The organism is Rhizobium grahamii, from assembly GCF_009498215.1.
GTDB classification, from domain to species: domain Bacteria; phylum Pseudomonadota; class Alphaproteobacteria; order Rhizobiales; family Rhizobiaceae; genus Rhizobium; species Rhizobium grahamii_A.
The window spans coordinates 42,936-62,087 of the sequence record NZ_CP043499.1 but is presented as its reverse complement, the minus strand read 5'-3'; the positions used below and the strand labels follow the sequence as shown (position 1 = coordinate 62,087).

The 19,152-nt window shown below is 59.7% G+C and carries 15 protein-coding genes and 1 pseudogene; 5 read left to right on the top strand and 11 right to left on the bottom strand.

Annotated elements, in window-relative coordinates; all coding sequences use genetic code 11:
• Window positions 1-3: 3 nt before the first annotated feature.
• From FZ934_RS19225 to FZ934_RS19200, 6 genes are all read right to left on the bottom strand, one after another.
• Window positions 4-834: a carbohydrate ABC transporter permease gene (locus FZ934_RS19225; protein ID WP_153272541.1), complete on the bottom strand. Its 831-nt coding sequence runs from the start codon at window positions 832-834 to the stop codon at window positions 4-6.
• 4 nt (window positions 835-838) lie between these two features.
• The gene (locus FZ934_RS19220) at window positions 839-1,774 is read right to left on the bottom strand and encodes a carbohydrate ABC transporter permease (protein ID WP_153272540.1); all 936 of its coding nucleotides are present in this window, start codon (window positions 1,772-1,774) and stop codon (window positions 839-841) included.
• Window positions 1,775-1,858: 84 nt separating this feature from the next.
• Entirely contained in the window at window positions 1,859-3,118 is a 1,260-nt protein-coding gene (locus FZ934_RS19215; RefSeq protein WP_153272539.1) for an ABC transporter substrate-binding protein, read from the bottom strand.
• A 37-nt stretch (window positions 3,119-3,155) separates the two neighbouring features.
• On the bottom strand, window positions 3,156-4,322 hold the full coding sequence (locus tag FZ934_RS19210) for a PLP-dependent transferase (protein ID WP_153272538.1): 1,167 nt from the start codon (window positions 4,320-4,322) through the stop codon (window positions 3,156-3,158).
• The gene (locus FZ934_RS19205) at window positions 4,319-5,041 is read right to left on the bottom strand and encodes a FadR/GntR family transcriptional regulator (protein ID WP_153272537.1); all 723 of its coding nucleotides are present in this window, start codon (window positions 5,039-5,041) and stop codon (window positions 4,319-4,321) included. Before FZ934_RS19205 ends, FZ934_RS19210 begins: the two co-directional genes overlap by 4 nt.
• Before the next feature lie 383 nt (window positions 5,042-5,424).
• Window positions 5,425-6,714 (bottom strand): epoxide hydrolase family protein, encoded by a 1,290-nt coding sequence (locus FZ934_RS19200; protein ID WP_153272536.1) that lies wholly within the window; start codon window positions 6,712-6,714, stop codon window positions 5,425-5,427.
• A gap of 421 nt (window positions 6,715-7,135) precedes the next feature.
• Here FZ934_RS19200 and msrA point away from each other — a divergent pair, with 421 nt between their 5' ends.
• Complete coding sequence (msrA, locus tag FZ934_RS19195) at window positions 7,136-7,870, top strand: peptide-methionine (S)-S-oxide reductase MsrA (protein ID WP_246737975.1); 735 nt, start codon at window positions 7,136-7,138, stop codon at window positions 7,868-7,870.
• Window positions 7,871-7,940: 70 nt separating this feature from the next.
• On the opposite strand, the gene FZ934_RS19190 is transcribed toward msrA, so the two are convergent.
• The 3 genes from FZ934_RS19190 to FZ934_RS19180 all read right to left on the bottom strand — a co-directional run bounded on the left by FZ934_RS19190 (window position 7,941) and on the right by FZ934_RS19180 (window position 12,076).
• Window positions 7,941-9,167 carry an adenylate/guanylate cyclase domain-containing protein gene (locus tag FZ934_RS19190; protein WP_153272535.1) on the bottom strand — a complete coding sequence of 409 codons (1,227 nt, stop codon included), beginning with the start codon at window positions 9,165-9,167 and terminating at the stop codon, window positions 7,941-7,943.
• A gap of 11 nt (window positions 9,168-9,178) precedes the next feature.
• A complete protein-coding gene (locus FZ934_RS19185) occupies window positions 9,179-10,798 on the bottom strand; it encodes an MDR family MFS transporter (protein WP_153272534.1) in 1,620 nt (539 codons plus the stop codon).
• A 99-nt stretch (window positions 10,799-10,897) separates the two neighbouring features.
• Entirely contained in the window at window positions 10,898-12,076 is a 1,179-nt protein-coding gene (locus tag FZ934_RS19180; RefSeq protein WP_153272533.1) for an HlyD family secretion protein, read from the bottom strand.
• A 137-nt stretch (window positions 12,077-12,213) separates the two neighbouring features.
• On the opposite strand from FZ934_RS19180, the gene FZ934_RS19175 reads away from it, so the two are divergent.
• Window positions 12,214-13,116: a LysR family transcriptional regulator gene (locus FZ934_RS19175; protein WP_153272532.1), complete on the top strand. Its 903-nt coding sequence runs from the start codon at window positions 12,214-12,216 to the stop codon at window positions 13,114-13,116.
• Between the two features lie 198 nt (window positions 13,117-13,314).
• Window positions 13,315-13,515, top strand: coding sequence for a cold-shock protein (locus FZ934_RS19170; RefSeq protein WP_153272531.1), 201 nt, complete (start codon window positions 13,315-13,317; stop codon window positions 13,513-13,515).
• Between the two features lie 213 nt (window positions 13,516-13,728).
• On the opposite strand, the gene FZ934_RS19165 is transcribed toward FZ934_RS19170, so the two are convergent.
• Complete coding sequence (locus tag FZ934_RS19165; RefSeq protein WP_153272530.1) at window positions 13,729-14,394, bottom strand: TetR/AcrR family transcriptional regulator; 666 nt, start codon at window positions 14,392-14,394, stop codon at window positions 13,729-13,731.
• A gap of 216 nt (window positions 14,395-14,610) precedes the next feature.
• Here FZ934_RS19165 and FZ934_RS19160 point away from each other — a divergent pair.
• Both FZ934_RS19160 and FZ934_RS19155 read left to right on the top strand, forming a co-directional pair.
• Window positions 14,611-15,782 (top strand): annotated as a pseudogene (locus FZ934_RS19160) (HlyD family secretion protein).
• 50 nt (window positions 15,783-15,832) lie between these two features.
• Window positions 15,833-17,428, top strand: a complete 1,596-nt coding sequence (locus tag FZ934_RS19155; protein ID WP_153272529.1) for a DHA2 family efflux MFS transporter permease subunit — start codon at window positions 15,833-15,835, stop codon at window positions 17,426-17,428.
• A 313-nt stretch (window positions 17,429-17,741) separates the two neighbouring features.
• Here the strand turns inward: FZ934_RS19155 and chrA are convergent, their stop codons facing one another.
• Window positions 17,742-19,151 (bottom strand): chromate efflux transporter, encoded by a 1,410-nt coding sequence (chrA, locus tag FZ934_RS19150; protein WP_246737974.1) that lies wholly within the window; start codon window positions 19,149-19,151, stop codon window positions 17,742-17,744.
• Window position 19,152 lies beyond the last annotated feature (1 nt).

The window sequence follows — 19,152 nt, the reverse complement described above, 5'->3', positions numbered from 1 at the left end:
TGATTAACCCTTGACCGCGCCGGCCGTTAGGCCCTGGACGAGATAACGCTGGATGAGCAGGAAGAAGAGACCGGCCGGGATGAGCGCGAGCACGCCCGCCGCCATCATCTGCCCGAAATCCACGGAGAACTTGGAAACGAAGGTCAGAAGCCCGACCGGGAAGGTCGCCGCATCGTTGCCGTTGATGAGCATCAGCGCGAAGAGCAGCTCGCTCCAAGCGGCGGTGAAGACGAAGCCGAGCGTTGCCGCGATGCCGGGCAACGTCAGCGGCAGGATGATCTGCCGGAAGGCGGTGAACTGCGTGGCGCCGTCGATCATTGCCGCTTCCTCGAGGTCCTTCGGGATGCCGTCGAAGAACGATTGCATCAGGAAGGTCGCGAAGGGCACGTTGAAGGCGGTGTAGACGACGACGAGACCTGTGAGGCTGTTCGTCAGATGCAGTGGCGTCAGGATCTTGAAGATCGGCGCGACCAGCATGACCAGCGGGAACATCTGCGTCAGCAACATCAACGCGACGATCCAGTACTTGGCCCGAAAATTGAACCGCGACAATGCATAACCGGAAAGAGAGGCGCAGATCGTGACAACGATCGCCGTCGAGCCCGAGACAATGAGGCTGTTCTTGAAGAACGTCGGGAAGGCGCTGTGCTGGATGACGAAGGTATAATGCTCCCACGTCGTCCGCGACGGCCACATCCGAACGCCCTCGGTATAAAGCAGGTCGTTCGGCGTCACCGAAACCTTCAGAAGCCAGAACAGCGGAAACAGCGCAAAGACGATATAGCAGAGAATCGCCAGACGATGCGCAATGGTCGGGATAATGGATCGCTTCATGGCATCAATCCTTGTTCAGCAGGGTCTGCCGCAGCAGGATGATCAGCATCGAATAGGCAAGCAGCAGCACCAGCAGCACCAGCGCGATCGCCGAGGCGTATCCGAAGTCCAGGCGCTTGAACGCCTGCGTGAAGATGTAGCTTGCGACGATCTGCGTCCGGTCGGCCGGCCCGCCGCCGGTCATGACGACGATCAGATCGGCGAAGTTGGACACCCAGACGGTGCGCAACAGCACGGTGATCGCAATGGTCGGCGCGAGGAACGGCAAGGTGATCGAACGGAAGCGCTGGAACCAGCCGGCCCCGTCGATGGAAGCGGCCTCGTAGAGATCACGCGGGATAGCCTGCAACGCCGCAAGCAACGTGATCGCGAAGAAGGGGATGCCCCACCAGACATTGGCGATAATCGGTCCCCACATCGCATACTGGGGATCGGAGAGGATGTTGTTAGGTTCGCTCATCAGGCCGAGCCCGAACAGCCAATGCGGGATCGGCCCGATCACCGGATTGAAGAGCCACGCCCAGTTGAGACCGGCAAGGAAGGACGGGACGGCCCAGGGCAGGAAGACCAGAGCCTGCACGACACCCCTGCCCCAGAACGGCTTGTCGAGCAGAAGCGCCAGAATGAGGCCAAAGATGAACTGCAGCAGGACGGAGGCGCCCGTCCACCAGAGCGTATTCTTCAGCGCGCCATAAAAGGCGGCATCTTTCGAGAGTGCGCGAAAATGGTCGAGCCCGATGAAGCCACCGGAAAACGGATTGAGCAGCTGGATGTCGCGAAATGCGTAGGACACGCCGATCACCAGCGGCACCAGCATCACCGCAATTATCAGGATCAGTGACGGGGCGCTGTAGAGATATGGTTCGGACGCATCGGCGACGCGCTTTGGCCAAGGGCGACGATCCTGGCGCCTTTCCAGCGTATCGGCAGTGAGTGTCATCAGGCAAAATCCGTTTTGCGGCGCAATCTGCGCCGTCACAAGACAGTGAAGGAGGCGGCGGACAAGTCCGCCGCCGGTGGTCCATTACTTTTTGGCGAGGAACTTCTGCTGCGCCTTGGTCAGATAGTCTGCCCACTGGTCAGCCAGTTCCTTCGGCGTGATATCGCCGAGAAGCGCTTGCTGCGTCGTCTTGATGGCGAGCGAATCCTTGAAGAAGGCGAATTCCTCGAGGTAGGTCGGCATCACGGTCGGAACGATGTTCTTGTCAGCCAGTTCGTCGAACCAGCCCTTGAACTGTTCGCTGGCGTAGAAGGGGTCCTTCTCGGCCGAGGTGTGAACCGGAAGAGCGCCCGTGCGCTTGTTCCACTCGATGTTGCCTTCCGGCGATTCAAGCGTCTCGATCAGCTTCCAGGACAGATCCTTGTTCTGGCTGGTGGTGAACATCGACCAGCCAGCAAAGCCGATCGTGGTGAAGCCCTTGCCGCTCGGGCCGACCGGCATCTTGGTGACGCCGAAATCCTCGGGCTTCATGCGCTGGGCGACCGCGATCAGAGCGTCCGGATCCTGGTCGAGCATGGCGCAGGTGCCGGAATAGAAGCCGGCGACCGTCTCGTTGAAGCCCCAGTTGACGCTGTCCTTCGGGGTCAGGCCCTTCTTGTAGAGGTCGACGACCCATTCGAGACCCTTTGCCCAGCCTTCGCTGTTCATGGTCGAGGTGCCGTCTTCATTGAAGAACTTGTTGGAGCCGGCCATCGTCGCGCCGAACATCACCCAGCCGTTCAGGCCACCCGGACCGCCGCGCAGGCAGTAGCCGGACTTGCCCGGAAGCTTGGAAACCTTCTCGGAGGCCGCGACGAAATCGTCGAGTGTCTTCGGCGGCTCGGCAACGCCGGCTTCCTGGAAGAGCTTCTTGTTGTAGAACAGCGCGCGCAGGTAGAAGCCATAGGGCAGCATGTAGGCGGTGTTCTTGACGTCGCGGCCGAGTTCCAGAGCGCGCGGCGTCAGGCCGGCGGTGTGCTCCCACTTGGCGAGGTAGGGCTCGAGGCTCTCAAGCATGCCGTTGTTGGCATAGAGCGACAGCCAAGTATCGGGCATTTCCATCACGTCAGGCGTATCGCCGGCCGAAACCATGGTGGCGAACTTCTGGAAGGCTTCGTTCCAGGGCAGCGAGATGATGTCGACCTTGGTGCCGGGATTCGCCGCCTCGAATTTCGCGACGATCGACTTCAAGGTCTCGGTGCGCTCGGGGCTGGTGATGACCTCGACCAGTTTCAGCGTGGTATCGGCAAGTGCCGTACCAGCCATCATCGTGGCGAGTAGAGTGGCGGTGATCAGTCTTTTCATGCTTGCTCCCCCTTTTCAGGTTTTTCAGGTTGTGAACTTAAGAGGCGACCGCCAATGCCGCCTCGATGTCCTTCCACAAGGCTTCGGTTCCTTCGAGACCGACGTGGAGGCGTACGGACCGCGCATGGATCCCGAAGGTATGCGCGGAATTCGGCTGAGCCTTCTGCTGAAGGACGACCTCGCCTGGTACGATCAGGCTTTCGTGTCCACCCCAGCTCACTCCCAGTTTGAAGAGCTTGAGGTGATCAGCAAAGGCGCGAATATCGACGCCCTCGCGGAATATGAAAGAGAACAGGCCAGACGTGCCGTTCAGGCCTGAAGGCAGGCGGTTCGCCAGACCCGGATGGCAGACGGTCTCCACCACGTCGAGTTCCTGCAGGCGCTTGGCGATCGTCATCGCTGCCGCCTCATGCGCCCGCATGCGGATCGGCAAGGTGCGCAGGCCGCGGATCAGAAGCCATGCATCGAACGGTGATAGCTTGCCGCCAAGATAGGGATAGGCTTCCGCCTTGATGCGGGCAATCATCTCCTTCGAGCCGGCAATAACGCCAGCGACGACGTCGCTGTGGCCGCCGAGATACTTCGAGGCCGAATGGATGACGATATCGACACCGAGCGAGATTGGCTGCTGAAAGTATGGAGTCGCCCAGCTGTTGTCGATCATGCTGACGACGCCATGCTTCCTGGCAAGTGCAGCAAGCGCGCCGACGTCGTGGGCTTCCATCACCCAGCTCGTCGGGCTTTCCATGTAGAAGACCTTGGCACCGGGCAGCGCCTTGGCGACGGCTTCTTCATCGCGCCCGTCGACATAGGTCACCTCAACCTTCATGCGCTTCAGGATCGTGCCGAACAGCCGGAAGGCATCGGGATAAACATGCTTGACAGCAACGATCCGGTCGCCCGGCTCGACGAAAGACAGCACCGATGAGGAGATCGCCGCCATGCCGCTTGCAAAGCCGAGCGCATCTTCCGCGCCTTCGAGCTTTGCCAGCATTTCCTCGAACATGCGGACGGTCGGGTTGAGGCCACGTGTGTAGATCGGGCGCACCTTCTCGCCACGATAGGAGGAAATCATATCGTCATAGTTGGAGAAGGTGAAAAGCGACGTCTGGAAGATCGGCGGCACGACGGCCTCGGCGAAGTTTCCTTCGTCGTGTGCAGTGATGAGCGAGGCAAGATCGAACGCGTCTGCGCCGTTATTCATTTCGACATTTCCTTGATATCTTCCTCGACGACTTCGAGGATTTTCAGTGTCTCTTCCCGCGCGGCCTCGGCATCCCGGGCAGCGATCGCGTTGAAGAGCGTGCGGTGAAAGGGGAAGGAGCGGCGGGCGAAATCCTCGCGCTCGAACGGGTGCTCCCAGAATTGCCAGAACGTCTCGCGCATCTGCTCGAGAAGCTGGCGAAAAAGCGGATTGTGGGTGGCGTCATAGATCGCCAGATGGAAGGCGAGGTCTTCCGGGCCCGACGTACCCTTCTCGATGTGGACGCGCTCCATCTCGTTGAGATTCTGCTCGATCAGGATGAGATCCTTGTCGGTACGCTTGCGCGCAGCGACCATGCAGGCCTCGCACTCGATCCCTCGGCGGACCTCGAGAGTTTGCAGCAGAACGTCGCGCAGATGACCGGTATCGAGCGACAGCGGCATGTGAATCGTCGCCTTCGAAACCGGCTTCAGCAGATAGGTGCCGCTGCCCTTGCGTGTCTCGATGACGCCGAGCGCCTGGAAATGACGGATCGCTTCGCGGATCGTCGAACGGCCAACCACCAGCGCCGCCATCAGCTCACGCTCCGCCGGCAGCCGATCGCCTGCCTTCAGCTGCGCGCTCTGCACATACTCGGCCAGTGCATCGGTCACCTGGCGTGCCCGATCCATTGCCGGAAGCGGCCGGATAAGCGGCCTGTCGCTGATTGATGCCTTCATGGTTCCCCAGATTTTTATAGGCAGCCGGACTCTTAAATTGGTCTGACATCTTAGCATTTCTCAAAGATGGAGACGCGTCAAGAGGTCGATGGGTGTCCTTGCGATCCTTCTCTGTGGGAATGTGTGCGTGGCCACCGCGCTTGTGCACGATATGAACAATCGCCTGAACATCTTATGCGTGGTCAACCACAAGACCCTCGGCCGGTTAGAGGCCGCCAATCGGTGCTAGACAGCTGCCTTGCCCGATGCCTCGCCAGCAGAATGCGCAATGACCAACGGTTGACGTCGATGCCTCGGGGAATTGGCGGTCGACAGCTGATAGCTTCCCGCAGGCAACTTGTTGGTGTGAAGTGGTTGGCCGCCGCAAAAGGGCGGCCATCCGGTTAGGCAGAGCGCAGCGAGCGGAACGCCGCACGGACTTCCTTGGTGAATAGATCCGGGGCCTCCCAGGCGGCGAAGTGTCCGCCGTCGTTCACTTCGTTGAAGTAGATCAGGTTCCCAAATGCGCGTTCGGTCCAGGACTTGGGCGCCTGGAAGATTTCACCCGGAAAGACGCTGACGGCCACTGGAACGGAGGGGATGGTGCCGAGAGCATTGAAATTGTTCGTCTTGTCTTCCCAGTAGATCTGAGCGGCAGATGTCCCTGTCTGGGTGAACCAGTAGAGAGAGATGTCGTCGAGCATCTCGTCCCTGGTCAGGACTTTCTCGGGCTGCTTGTTGCTATAGGTCCAGGTAACGAACTTGTCGTACATCCAGGCAGCCATTCCGACCGGCGTGTCGTCCAGCGAGTAGCCGATGGTCTGAGGACGCGTGACCATCATTTGTGCGTAGCCTGCGTTATCCCTGTAGAACTCCGCCAGCTTGTCGAACGCCGCCTTCTCCTTGCCATCGAGGGTAGCAGGGGCCGGATCGCCGACCGCGAGAATACGGACGATCTCCTTGGGAACCACCGCTGGCATATTGAGGTGAATGCCGAGCAATCCTGGGACGTTCTGGTGCGCCATGCGCTCGGAAATGACCGATCCGCAGTCACCGCCCTGGGAAACATACTTCTCATATCCAAGCCGTTGCATCAGCGTCGCCCATGCGCGGCCGATATGGTCGGATCCCCAGCCACGTACAGCCGGCTTGCCGGAGAAGCCGAATCCCGGGATCGACGGGACAACCAGATGGAACGCATCTTCCTCGGTACCGCCATGCGCGGTCGGATTTGTCAGCGGATCGATAACCTTGAGCATTTCAAGGACGGAGCCCGGCCATCCGTGCGTCATGATAAGCGGCAGGGCATTCTCATGCTTGGACCGAACGTGGATGAAATGAATGTCCAAACCGTCAATCTCGGTAATGAACATCGGGAGTGAGTTCAATTTGGCCTCGATTTTCCTCCAATCGTAATCGGTGCCCCAGTAGTCAACGAGGTTCCGCAGGCGTTCAAGCTGAAGACCCTGGGAGTCATCAGACACATTTTCCTTCGCGGGCCAGCGCGTGTTCGCGATGCGCTGCTTCAGGTCTTGGATAGCGCTGTCCGGCACATTCACCTTGAACGGGCGGATTTCATCTGATGCAGCAGCCGTCGCAAAAGACATCGCGGGCTTGAGCACAGTAGCTGCGCCGGCAATCGCCGCTGTCGCCATGAAATTGCGCCGGTTAATATTGAGAGAGAAGGACGTCATCGGAAAACTCCGTATGGGGTTTGAAAATGTACCCCCACGGTGTGCGAGATGGATGTATCTCGGATGTGTGCTGAAGTTTGACGAATTGTATCGGCAGATGTCTTGCCACGACGATATTACAGTGGATTACACAGCAGTTTCAGTGTTGCCAGCCTGCGGCTCCACCAATCAAATGGACAAATGTCAGGGGCTGCCGGAGCAAGGGCAGCAGGGCGATCAGCCCGCCAGATTGACGACCGATTATTGAGGCAAGCGCGCGGGTGAATTGTCGCCTATTGTATCTGGCTAGCCATCGAAAGGGTTGGATTACAAAACGTCGGAAGGCTCAACACATCAACGATACATCAACAGTGTGAGTTCTCAGCGAACGAGCGCTGTTCCAGAGCGCGTCCTAACATCCATCTCGCTGAGGAGAGAAAAATTGCGTACTCTGATGTCATGTGCTCGCCGGGCGGGACCAGTCCGACCGCTTATTTTCGCCGGAGGGCTGCTGGGAGCCTTCTATGCATACTGGTTGACGCACGGAACCGCCGCGGCCGAGCAGCCAAAGGTGTTGGCAACGCCGGTCCATGATGTGATCGACCGCGCGCCGCTGCAAACTGCAGTCTTCGCCGGCGGCTGCTTTTGGGGAACTCAAGGCATCTTCCAGCATGTAACCGGAATCGTCTCGACAAAAGCGGGATATGCAGGTGGCACGGCAGAAACCGCAACCTACGAGCTTACGGAAACCGGCACAACACAACACGCTGAAGCGGTCCAGATCGTGTACGATTCCCGGAAAATCACCTACGGCAAGTTGCTGCAGGTATTTTTCTCGGTAGCTCACGACCCGACGCAACTCAACAAGCAAGGCTCAGACGTCGGAACACAGTATCGATCTGCAATTTTTCCCCAGACCCCTGACCAAGCCAAAGTGGCCAAGAGCTACATAGAGCAGCTGGACGCCGACAAGTCGTTTCAGTCGAAAATCGTCACAACGATCGAGCCGGGTAAAGCGTTTTTCGCAGCCGAGGCTTTCCATCAAGACTACCTGGTTCACAACCCGACCCAGCCATACGTTGCGTTTGTCGAACAGCCAAAAGTGGATGCCCTAAACAAGCTTTTTCCGAAACTTTGGAAGGATCAGCCGCTCCTGACCACCGACAATCGTGGATGAACCCGCACAGACGGCGGCCACTCCCTCCTGAGGGATAGCCGCCTCCAGCGGTCGAGTATGTGAAGCAGCCTCATAGCAGCGTCCGGTGCTTCCCCCGGGAATTCGAGGTCGTGAAAAGTTCGACAGGATCCTGGAAACCCTTCAAATGGTGGAGTTGGGTGCTCACGACGCTCTCGCTCCCCGAGTGCCGGCGGAAGGCGTCCGACATGAGGATTGCCTTCCCGAGTGTACCGCATGCCGTCTGGATGCGGCTAAGAAGGTTTACGTCCGCACCGATCACGGTGAAATCCAGCCGTCGGCCTGATCCGATATTGCCGTAGCTGACGCGGCCGTAGTGGAGCGCGACTGCCGCATCGATACGGACACCATCCAGCACGAACCGGGAGAGCTCCTCAAGAATTTCGCCGGTCGCCGCCAGCGCCTGTTCGCATGCGGTGGCCGCGTCGGAATTTGGGAAGAACGCCAGCACAGCGTCGCCCATGAACTTGAGGACCTCGCCGCCCTGGCTGGTGATGGCCGGCACCACGACGTCGAAATAGGCATTCAGAAGTTCGAGCACCTTTTCGTCCGGCAAACGGTTCGACAACTCGGTAAAGCCGCGCAGGTCGCAGAGCAAAAGCGCTGCTTCCATCGTCTCGATCTCCCCTTGCCTGATCCGTCCAGCCAGAATGCGCTGCGCCGTCATTGGGCCGATATAGACGTCAAGGAGGGACAATTCGGCCTGTCGCATGACGCGCATCTCACACGTGTTGCGAAGCGCTGGCAGTATCCGTTCGATGACGTGGATTTCGGAAAGCGTGAAGCCCGATGGACGCCGGGTTCCGAACACGGCTGCGCTCACCGGCCCGTCGGCGTTGCACAAGGGCGCGATCATGAGCTGGACCAGTCCCCTGCCCTCGAACACGTCGATATGCTGCCAGGGCCACATCTTGTCGTTTGCGTCAACAATCATCGGTTCGCGGGAATCCATGACCTTGCGGAGTGGGCTCGTGGCGTAAGCCATCTTCATGCCGTGCTCCCTGTCGTGCACTTCGATCGGCTCGCCCGGCGCCCATGCGAGCGTGCGCCCCAGGATTTCGGGATGCAACGTCATCAGGTGGAGTGTCAGCCTGTCGACCGGCAGTCCGATCTGTCGAAGTCGCTTTCCGAGACCGGCAAGAAGGCCGGCCTCGTCGATGGAGTGGCATTCGTCGCCAGCCAGCCATTCAAGCACGGAGAGAATGGACGATGCATCAGCGCCCTGCCCACGCGGGCCATGTTCTGTGCGTGCGATCGGTTCCTGTTTCGATATGGTCATCGCCGAACTCCTCAGTGAGCGCCCGCGCCGGAAACGTGGCCGGGCTTCTTCAGAAGAAGCGTCGCAAGAAGGGCCACCACAAGTGCCACGCCGAGCAGGAAGAACGTGTCGCTGAACGCCATGATGTTGGCCTGCTTGCGGACACTGCCCGCAATAGCAACGACCGCCTTACGGGTGGCGACAGCTTGATCGCTGACGCCGTGAGTCACGAAGTAGTTCGTCAGTCTGGCGACACGGAGCCGGGTTGCCTCCTCGAACACACTGATCGAGTTGGTCAGTATATTCGAGTGGAACTGCTCGCGCTTCGAGATGAAGGTCTGGAGCGAGGCGATGCCCACCGCGCCACCGAGGTTGCGCATCATGTTGAAGAGCGCCGAAGCCGATCCCGCGTTCTCTTGTTCGATGCCAGCCGTGGCGATCGCCGACAGTGGCGTGAACACCAAGGCCTGGCCGACAGCACGCACGACGTTCGGCCAGAAGAGCTGGTCACTGGCATAATCGCCCGTCATGTGAACATTCATGAAGTTCGAGGCAGCGAAAAGGGCGAAGCCGACGATGATCAACAGGCGGACGTCGAAGCGTTTCATCAGCCGGGGCACCAGCGGGATCAGGAGGAGCTGCGGGATCCCCGTCCACGCCAGCACCATGCCGATCTGCTCGGAATTGTAGCCCTGGATGCGGGAGAGATAGATCGGCAGGACGAAGGCCGAACCATAAAGCGCGATGCCGAGCAGGAAATTCGCGACGATGCCGAAACCGAAATTCCGGCGGAGCATCAGGCGCAGGTTCAACAGCGGATGGGCGGCCCTCAGCTCGACTATAAGGAAAAGCGTCAGGGATACGGCTGCGATGACGGACAAGCGGACGATGAAATCGGAGCCGAACCAATCTTCCTTGTTGCCTTCCTCGAGCACCGTTTGAAGCGCTGCGAGGCCGATCGCCATGGTCACGATGCCCGGCCAGTCGCCCTTGGCAAGAAGGCCAAGGTTCATCGGTGAGCGGTCAAGCGATGCCCAGAGCATGGCAACCATGATGGAGCCGGGTACGAGGTTGACGTAGAAGATGAACTCCCAGCCATAGTTTTCGGTGAGGTATCCGCCGATGGTCGGGCCGATGGCCGGAGCGAAAGTCGCCGATAGAGCGAACAGCGCGAGACCAATCGGCTGTTTCGGCTTGGGAAGCAGCGTGATGATGATGGTGAAGGCCATCGGAATCAGCACGCCGCCGGAGAAGCCCTGGATGGCGCGCAACACGATCATCTGCTGCAGGTTCACGGCGAACGCACAGGCTATTGAGAACACGAGGAACAGGATCGCGTTCAAGAGCAGGTAGCTGCGGACCGAGAACACCCGTGCAAGCCAGCCGCTGAGAGGGATCACCACGATTTCCGCGATCAGATACGAGGTGGAAATCCAGCCGCCGTCGTCCTTGCCCGCGCCGATCGCGCCCTGGATGTCGGCCAACGAGGCATTGACGATCTGGATGTTGAGGACGGCCATGAAGGCCCCGAGCGTGGATCCAACAACCGCACACCACATGCGCAACGCGCTCATCTCGGATTTCGCGAGGGCTTGTGGAGCCGGCCTCGGCTCAGGCTTGTCGTTATTCACTGCTAGCTGAAGAGTAGCCATGACTTATCTCCTTCCGGGTTGACCGGAATCTCTCATGACGGTGCATTGCCGATAATCGGGAAAGGATCGGGAGGACTGTCCGCTAGGACCGGATAATCCTCACCTCTTTGCCGACTGCTGTTCGTCCTTGGTGTCGATCTCTGGTTCGACGGACATGCCGGAGCGCAGGCTGCCGGCAATCTCGTCGTTGTCGATGACGATCTTCACCGGGATGCGCTGGACGATCTTGGTGAAGTTGCCAGTCGCATTGTCCGGCGGCAGCAGTGAAAACTCGAGGCCACTTGCGGGCGAGATGCTGTCGACGTGCCCCTTAACTTCCAAATCGGGGAAGCTGTCCACCTTCACTTCGACCGACTGGCCGGGCTTTATGTAGGTCAGCTGGGTTTCCTTGAAGTTGGCAACCACATAGACGGAATGCAGGGGAACGACGGCCATCAGCTGCGTCCCTGACGTGACGTACTGGCCAACGCGGATGGAGCGCGCGCCGACCGTGCCGTCGACCGCGGCGACGATGTTTGTGTAGGAGAGGTTCAGCTCCGCCTGGCTTGCAGCTGCCGCCGCGCGGTCGCGTTGGGCGACAGACTGGTCACGCTGGGTCTTGAGGACCGGAACCTTGTTTTTTGCGGTCACGAGCGCGGCCTGGTCGCGTTCCACGGCGGCAGAGGCTTGGTCCATCAGCGATTGCGTTTGCTCGGCCTTGGATTGGCTACCCGCACCGCTGACGATCAGCCGGGCGTTTCTGGCGGCCTCCGACTTCGCGAAGACGAGCGAGGCGTTCGAGGCGTTTACCGCGGCCTTGGATTGATCGATCACCGACTGCTGAAGCTCGATCTGAGCATCGATGTTGGTGATGGCTGCTTCGGCAGCCTTTACGTCGGCACGTGCCTGGTTGAGGGCGGCCTGAAAGTCGCGGTCATCGATACGCGCAAGAATCTGCCCTGCTTTGACCGCGTCATTGTCGTTGACGAGGACCTGCTTGATGTAGCCTCCTACCTTCGGCGCAATAGTCGTATAGTCGGCCTTCACATAGGCGTCGTCGGTGCCTTCGATGAAGCGGCCTGCCGTCCAGTAATCGTGACCGAAGTGCACGCCGTAAGCAGCGCCTGCCAGGAGACCAAGAGCGAGCACGCCCTTCTTGAGGCCCGCCTTGCTAGATTGTCCGGGGGCAGCCGGAGTAGGTTTTGTAGGAGTTTCAGCGGGAGCTGGCGGAACGTCGTTGATCTTGCGATCTGCTTCGGCAGACGTTTCGAACACTTCCTTGCGGGGCAGTTCGACCATTTCGAATTCTCCTAGGGTTTTGCGCGTGGGGCGCGAGTCTGTTCCGATGGAGTAAAGATGCCCCGCTGTTCATCGATTGATAATCCGCTTATATCGGTAAGCATCATACGCTCAGAGCGGATAATCAGGGGGCGAGCATGGATCGGCTCACAAGTCTTTCGGTCTTCGGCAAAGTAGTCGAATACGGCGGTTTCACCGCGGCAGCCCGTCGCCTGAACATGTCGGTGACCATGGTTGCCACCCATGTCCAGTCGCTGGAAGAACGCCTCGGCGTCCGGCTCCTCAACCGCACGACCCGCAAGGTAAGCCTGACCGAGACGGGCAAGTTCTACTACGACCGTTCTGCCCAGATCCTTGCGGATCTCGAGGAAGCAGACCTGGCGGCTGGCGCGCTGACGACGACGCCACGGGGTATCCTCAAGCTCAACTCCACGGCTGCGATCGTCAGATTTCTGCTTCCGGTTTTGGACGAGTTCCTGCTGCTTTATCCATCGGTAACGCTGGACCTTGGCATCAGCGAGCGGATGGTCGACATGGTCGAGGACGGCTACGACCTTGCCATCCGGACCGTTCCGCTCGCCGACAACAGCCTCATCGCGCGCAAGCTCACGCCGTGGCGGCACATCCTCGTCTGCTCGCCCGACTACCTCGAAAAGCACAAGGCACCCACGACGCTCGCCGATCTCGCCGGGCACGACTGCACGCGCTACACCTACTATCCCTACGGCGACGACTGGACGTTCGAGAACGAGGCGGGCGAGCGAAGCCGGGTGAAAGTAAGCGGATCGGTGGTAACGAACAGCGCCGAAACCCTACGCCACCTTGCGGTCAACGGCCGTGCCATGAGCCTCGCGCCGAGCTTCCTGGTGTCCGACGATCTGGCCGAAGGCCGTCTTGTCCCCCTGCTCCCGGATTACCGGGGCGTGGAGTTCACGATTAGCGCCGTCTATCCGAACAGAAGCCATCTGCCGACGAAGGTCCGTCTGTTCATCGATCTGCTGGCGGATCGTTTTGCCGAGCATCGCAGGTGGATGAGCTAGGACATTGCGCAACGGAAATGAAGATCGCAAGCATCGGATCGGCGTGCGTGTTGTCCGCGTCGAGATTTTTCTCGGCAGTGGCCGACAAGAGCGCCAGCATATCGCGCGCTCCATCGAGCAGACGGCAGCGCCGCTTGCCTGCGATCACCCTTCGGTCTATGACTGCGCCTCCAAAAAACCAAACCTTGGGAGCAGCTCTTGGCAAATGGCACTGTAAAGTTTTTTAATCAGGACAAGGGCTTCGGCTTCATTACGCCGGACAATGGCGGCCCAGACGTCTTCGTGCATATCTCTGCAGTCCAGGGCGGATCGCTACGCGATGGCCAAAATGTCAGCTACGACCTGGGTCAGGATCGCAAGACCGGAAAGTCCAAGGCCGAGAACGTCCGTCCAGCCTAACAGAGATCGAAGATAAAACGCCGGGGCGAAGTCGCGCCGGCTTCTCGTTCTGCATCTTGCAGTTCGCGATGGTCTGAAGGGTATGAACGTCTGGCTCAACAGCCTGTTGGGCGAGGTCGTGCTCTATACCAGGCCTCATGTGGCTCTTGCGAAACCGTTCAGCTTGAGCGGTTTCAAAAGGTCGACCAGCGACCTCTTTCAGCCCTCAAGACTTTACTCGTTCACGATCTGGCGCTTGACCACACACCCTTTTAGGAAAAGCGTGGCACAGTCGCGTGCCCGTTGGACGATCTGTTGGTCCGATATAATGTCGATCATGCCGATCATCGCGGCGCGCTGCGGTTCCATGGTCATCATGCCACGCAGCATACCGGTGGCTGCTGCTGGATCGTCCAGGTGGATCAGATTGCGCTCGACCTGCAGCGCAAGCCAAGCCTCCATCACATGGCTGGTGCGCATCATGGCCTTTTCGTAGAACACCTTGGCCAACTCCGGGAAGCGGTCGGATTCGCCGAGAACCAGGCGCGTTATCGTGATGGTGTCTGTGGAAAGTGTCAGGCGGCCATAGGCAAGGATCAAACGCTCCAGCCCCTCCTCAAGGCCGAGGCCGGAAAGCGTGTCGTGATCCAGGCCAAGGAAGTATCCATCGATCCGACTTGAAATAAGCGCCGAGAACAGATCAGCCTTTGCCGGAAAGAGGCGATAAAGCGTTTTCGTGGAGACGCCGGCAGTCTGTGCGATGGCGCTGATACTTGCCGAAGCATAGCCAGCCTTTCTGAACTGGTCATTGGCAGCCTCGATGATGACGCGCCGGGTATCGTCGTCGCATCTGACCTGCGGCCTGCCTCTCGGGCGCTTTTCCGTACCTGCGTCCTGCATCGCTTCTCACATCCGCTTTCGTTCTGCAGAGCGTACGGCATATTCGGAAAATATCAAGTTTCCAAAATTTCGAACGCTGCATTCACGGATTCGTCAAAATAGGAAGACGATTATTTTCCAAAATGTGTTGACGCCTCCAAAACTCGGCGTATTTTGGAAAAGAATAGTTTTCCTAATCGTGACGAATGGCCGCCACGCACATCGGAGCACACGAAAATGGACGAGAACGTCGTCACCCTCACGACCAAGACGGAGCGCACGGCGCCTACCGCCGAGAAGCTGCCAGAGAGCCTCGAAGCGAGACAGCCAGCAACCACCGAAGCGCCCACGCTTCCTTCGCCGGCGACTGGCGAAAAGCGCAGATCTGGTTTCAAGACGGCGCTTCTCGGTGCCGTTGCGCTCGGTGTCATCGCCGCCGGGCCTATTACGGTCACGATTACTGGACAGTCGGGCGCTTCCATGTCTCAACCGATGACGCGTATATCAAGGCCGATAGCAGCGCGATCGCCCCCAAGGTTTCCGGATACCTCTCCAACGTCGCGATCGGCGATAACCAGGCCGTCAAAGCAGGGCAGGTGCTGGCGACGATAGACGACAGGGACTATCAGGCGGCAGTCGATCAGGCTCGCGCCGACGTCGATGCAGCCAAGGCGACCGTGCAGGCAAAGGCTGCAGCCCTCGAAACGCAGAAGTCGGTGATTGTCGCAGCCAAGGCCTCGATCGATATCGATGCCGCCAACTAGGCCTTCGCGGAGCAGAACGACAAGCGTTATTCGCGTCTTGCCGTCAACGGCTATGCTGCCGTGCAGGCAGCCGAACAGGCCGCTTCGCAGATCGCCGCGATCCGTGCGACCACTGCCCGCGATACTGCCTCTCTTGAAGGTGCGACGAAGCAGCTCGATCTGCTCACCGCCGAACTGGCGCAGGCTAAAGCCATGGTCACACGCGTCGAAGCCGTGGCCCGCCAAGCAGAGCTCAACCTTTCCTATACGCGCATCGTTGCGCCGATCGACGGCGTCGTCGGCAATCGTACCTTGCGGGTCGGCCAGTATGTACAGGCCGGTACCCAGTTGATGACGGTTGTTCCGACCAGCGCGGCCTATGTTGTCGCGAACTACAAGGAAACGCAGCTGACGGACGTTCGTCCCGGCCAGCCTGTCGATATCGACGTCGACATGTATCCGGGCCGCACCTACCACGGTCGCGTTGACAGCATCGCTCCGGCAAGTGGCCAGGAATTTGCCCTGCTGCCGCCTGACAACGCCACCGGCAACTTCACCAAGGTCGTGCAACGTATTCCGGTTCGGATCGTACTCGATGCCGACAGCACCGCTTCCGGCGACCTGAGGCCCGGCATGTCAGTTCAGCCGAGCATCGATACGAAATAGGCAAACGACAACCGCGATCGCTGATCGCGAATGGCCAGGAGGGCCGTGTCATGTCCACCGTTGCCACAATACCTGCGACCGCAAGGCCGATCGCTGTCTCGCCAAAGGCCGGGACCAGAGAATGGATCGCCGTACTCGCCGGCATGATCGGCGCCTTCATGGCGATCCTCAACATCCAGATCACCAATGCCTCGCTTCTCGACATCGAGGGCGGCATCGGTACCGGCGTCGACAACGGCGCCTGGATTTCAACCTCTTATCTTATCGGTGAAATCATCGTCATTCCCTTGACGGCCTATTTCAGCTCGGTCTTCTCGTTCCGTCGTTACATGCTCGTGAACACGATCCTGTTCCCGCTGTTTTCGATGGCCTGTGCCTTCGCGCATGACCTGAATTCCATGATCGTGCTGCGCGGGCTGCAGGGCTTTGCTGGCGGCGTGCTCATCCCAATGGCCTTTACCATGGTGCTTACCAAGCTGCCGAAGGCACAGCAGCCGACAGGTCTTGCGATCTTTGCACTGTCCGTCACCTTCGCGCCGGCAATCGGCCCGACGATCGGCGGCTACCTGACCGAGAATTACGGCTGGCAAACCATCTTCTTCATCAACACGATCCCGAGCGCGATCATGGCGATCGCACTCGCCGCCACGCTCGAGAAACAGCCGATGCAACTGAAGCTGCTGCGCGAAGGCGACTGGGCGGGTATCGTGACAATGGCGATCGGCCTGTCGGCACTGCAGACGGTCCTGGAAGAGGGCAACAAGGACGACTGGTTCTCGTCGCCCTTCATCCTCAAGCTCAGCATTGTCGCAATTGCATTCCTGGCTGCCTTCATCTGGATCGAGCTGACGGTCGAAAAGCCGCTCGTCAAGCTGCGACTGCTGAAGCAACGCAACTTCGGCATCGGCGTTCTGGTCAACGTGTTGGTGGGCGTGGCGCTCTTCGGCACCGTCTATATCCTGCCGCAATATCTCGGCCAGGTGCAGCGCTACAATGCCGAGCAGATCGGCAACGTGCTTGCCTGGACCGGCCTGCCGCAGCTTCTGTTGATCCCGCTCGTGCCGATCATGATGAAACGGTTCGACGCCCGTTACATTGGCTTCCTCGGCATCAGTATCTTTGCCGTCAGCTGCTTCATGAACGTGATGCTCTCCGCGGACAATGCCGGCGACCAGTTCTGGATCCCGAACATTGTGCGCGCCATCGGTCAGGCACTTGTGCTGACGCCGATCACTGCCATCACCACCGCTGGCATCGCACCTTCCGACGCCGCAGCCGCCTCAGGTCTCACGAACATGCTGCGAAACCTCGGTGGCGCCGTCGGCACCGCAACGCTCGGTACGGTCCTGACGAAGCGCGAGCAGTTTCACTCGAACATCATCGGCCAATCGGTGTCGGTCGGCCGGGAAGAGGTGAAGGCGCGTCTCGATCAGCTTACGGGATACTTCCTGTCGCATGGCCTTTCCGACCAAACCAAGGCTGCCGCCCAGGCGGTCGTGGCGCTCGGCAAGATCGTCAAGCGCCAGGCCCTGATCATCGCCTTCAGCGACACCTTCGCGGTGATCGGTATCGTGCTTGCCACGGCGGCCATCGCCTTGCTCTTCACGCAGAAGCCGAAGGCAGGCGGTGGAGCCGGAGCTCATTAAGCTCGACAGCAACCAATCGGCACGAATGTTAGCTCATCGTGCCGATCGGGCCATGTGGGCGCCGCGTCATCCCTGGGACGTACCAGTGCCGTTGGGAGCCGTGTTGATTGCCGCCGCGTTGATGCTGTCGCTTCTCGTGCGATCAGGCCAACCATCGGCGAATACCTCACGCTCGAAATGGAAGATAAAGCCGGTGGCGACCCAATCGCGGGCCAGCGTGGTGGCGTCGTCGCGACATATCAGCCATCTCTATCTCGGCGATGAACTGCCCAATGGATTTCCAGTCACTTCCAAGCCCACAATATGTCAACGGTTAGGCATGACCGCCGAACGTCAGGCCATAGGCCAGCCCGATAAGCGCGCTTGCAGCCAATACCGTCAGCATTCCGACTTTGAATCGGAAGACGGCGACGACGGCCGCAAGCGTGAGGATCAATGAAGGCAGATTGACGGAACTCAGCACGGGTACGTCGAGCGTCATTCCGAAGCCGTTCACCTTCCTGACGTCGGAGAACAGGACATGGAGCGAAAACCAAACGGCCAGATTCAGGATGATCCCCACCACAGCCGCGGTGATGGCCGCGAGCGCTGCCGACAGAGCTTTGTTCCGGCGCAATGTCTCCATGAACGGAGCGCCCAGCAGAATCCACAGGAAGCAAGGGACGAAGGTGACCCACGTTGTCAGTAGGCCACCGAGCGTTCCGGCGAGCAATGGCGAGAGACCGCCGGGCGCACGGTAGGCGCCCATAAACCCGACGAATTGCGTCACCATGATCAGCGGGCCGGGCGTCGTCTCCGCAAGGCCGAGGCCGTCGAGCATCTCGCCAGGCCTCAGCCAGCCATAGTGGTTGACCGCCTCCTGCGCCACGTAGGAGAGGACCGCATAGGCGCCACCGAAGGTCACCATCGCCATCTTCGAGAAGAACACTGCTATGTCGGAGAAGACGTTGTGGGAACCGAGGAACGCGAACAAGAAAATGATGGGTCCAAACCATAAGATCACACCGAAGACTGCTACCTTCAGCAACCAGACGGCATTCGGACGCGTATGGGCAGGCACGCTCTCGCCAAGCAAGCTGTCGGCATCGGCGACCTGCTTGCCGCCGATCTTCCCATGACCTCCGCCCGCGGAAAACGCAGCCCAACCCATCTTGCCGCCGATGAAGCCGATCACGCCCGCCACTACAACCACCAAAGGGAACGGTGCCTGGAAGAGCCAGAGGGCAACGAAGGCAGCGGCGGCAAGCCCGATCATGACCCTGTTCTTCAACGAACGGCTGCCGATACGGAGAACTGCCCCGAGTACGATGGCAAGGACCGCCGCCTTCAGTCCGAAGAACAGCGCCTGCACCGCGCCGACGTTTCCGAAAACGGCGTAGATCCAACTCAGCGCCATGATTGCGACCGCGCCGGGAAGAACGAACAGCGTTCCGGCGACGATGCCACCCTTGGTCTTGTGCAGAAGCCAGCCGATGTAGATGGCCAGTTGCTGCGCCTCGGGGCCGGGTAGAAGCGTGCAGTAGTTCAGGGCGTGGAGAAACCGCTCCTCGCCGATCCAACGCTTCTCCTCGACGAGGATCCTGTGCATGATAGCGATCTGGCCAGCTGGTCCGCCGAAGCTCAGTGCTGCTACCCTTACCCAGACCTTCAGCGCTTCGGAAAACGGCAGTGCATGTTCGTCCGTGTCGGGCGTCCCCGCGCCTTCGTTGATGATCGTCGCCATG

Coding starts and splice junctions, on each gene's coding strand:
- FZ934_RS19225 (WP_153272541.1), bottom strand. CDS start 834: ATGAAGCGATCCATTATCCCGACCATTGCGCATCGTCTGGCGATTCTC.
- FZ934_RS19220 (WP_153272540.1), bottom strand. CDS start 1,774: ATGACACTCACTGCCGATACGCTGGAAAGGCGCCAGGATCGTCGCCCT.
- FZ934_RS19215 (WP_153272539.1), bottom strand. CDS start 3,118: ATGAAAAGACTGATCACCGCCACTCTACTCGCCACGATGATGGCTGGT.
- FZ934_RS19210 (WP_153272538.1), bottom strand. CDS start 4,322: ATGAATAACGGCGCAGACGCGTTCGATCTTGCCTCGCTCATCACTGCA.
- FZ934_RS19205 (WP_153272537.1), bottom strand. CDS start 5,041: ATGAAGGCATCAATCAGCGACAGGCCGCTTATCCGGCCGCTTCCGGCA.
- FZ934_RS19200 (WP_153272536.1), bottom strand. CDS start 6,714: ATGACGTCCTTCTCTCTCAATATTAACCGGCGCAATTTCATGGCGACA.
- FZ934_RS19190 (WP_153272535.1), bottom strand. CDS start 9,167: ATGACCATATCGAAACAGGAACCGATCGCACGCACAGAACATGGCCCG.
- FZ934_RS19185 (WP_153272534.1), bottom strand. CDS start 10,798: ATGGCTACTCTTCAGCTAGCAGTGAATAACGACAAGCCTGAGCCGAGG.
- FZ934_RS19180 (WP_153272533.1), bottom strand. CDS start 12,076: ATGGTCGAACTGCCCCGCAAGGAAGTGTTCGAAACGTCTGCCGAAGCA.
- FZ934_RS19175 (WP_153272532.1), top strand. CDS start 12,214: ATGGATCGGCTCACAAGTCTTTCGGTCTTCGGCAAAGTAGTCGAATAC.
- FZ934_RS19165 (WP_153272530.1), bottom strand. CDS start 14,394: ATGCAGGACGCAGGTACGGAAAAGCGCCCGAGAGGCAGGCCGCAGGTC.
- FZ934_RS19155 (WP_153272529.1), top strand. CDS start 15,833: ATGTCCACCGTTGCCACAATACCTGCGACCGCAAGGCCGATCGCTGTC.
- chrA (WP_246737974.1), bottom strand. CDS start 19,151: ATGGCGACGATCATCAACGAAGGCGCGGGGACGCCCGACACGGACGAA.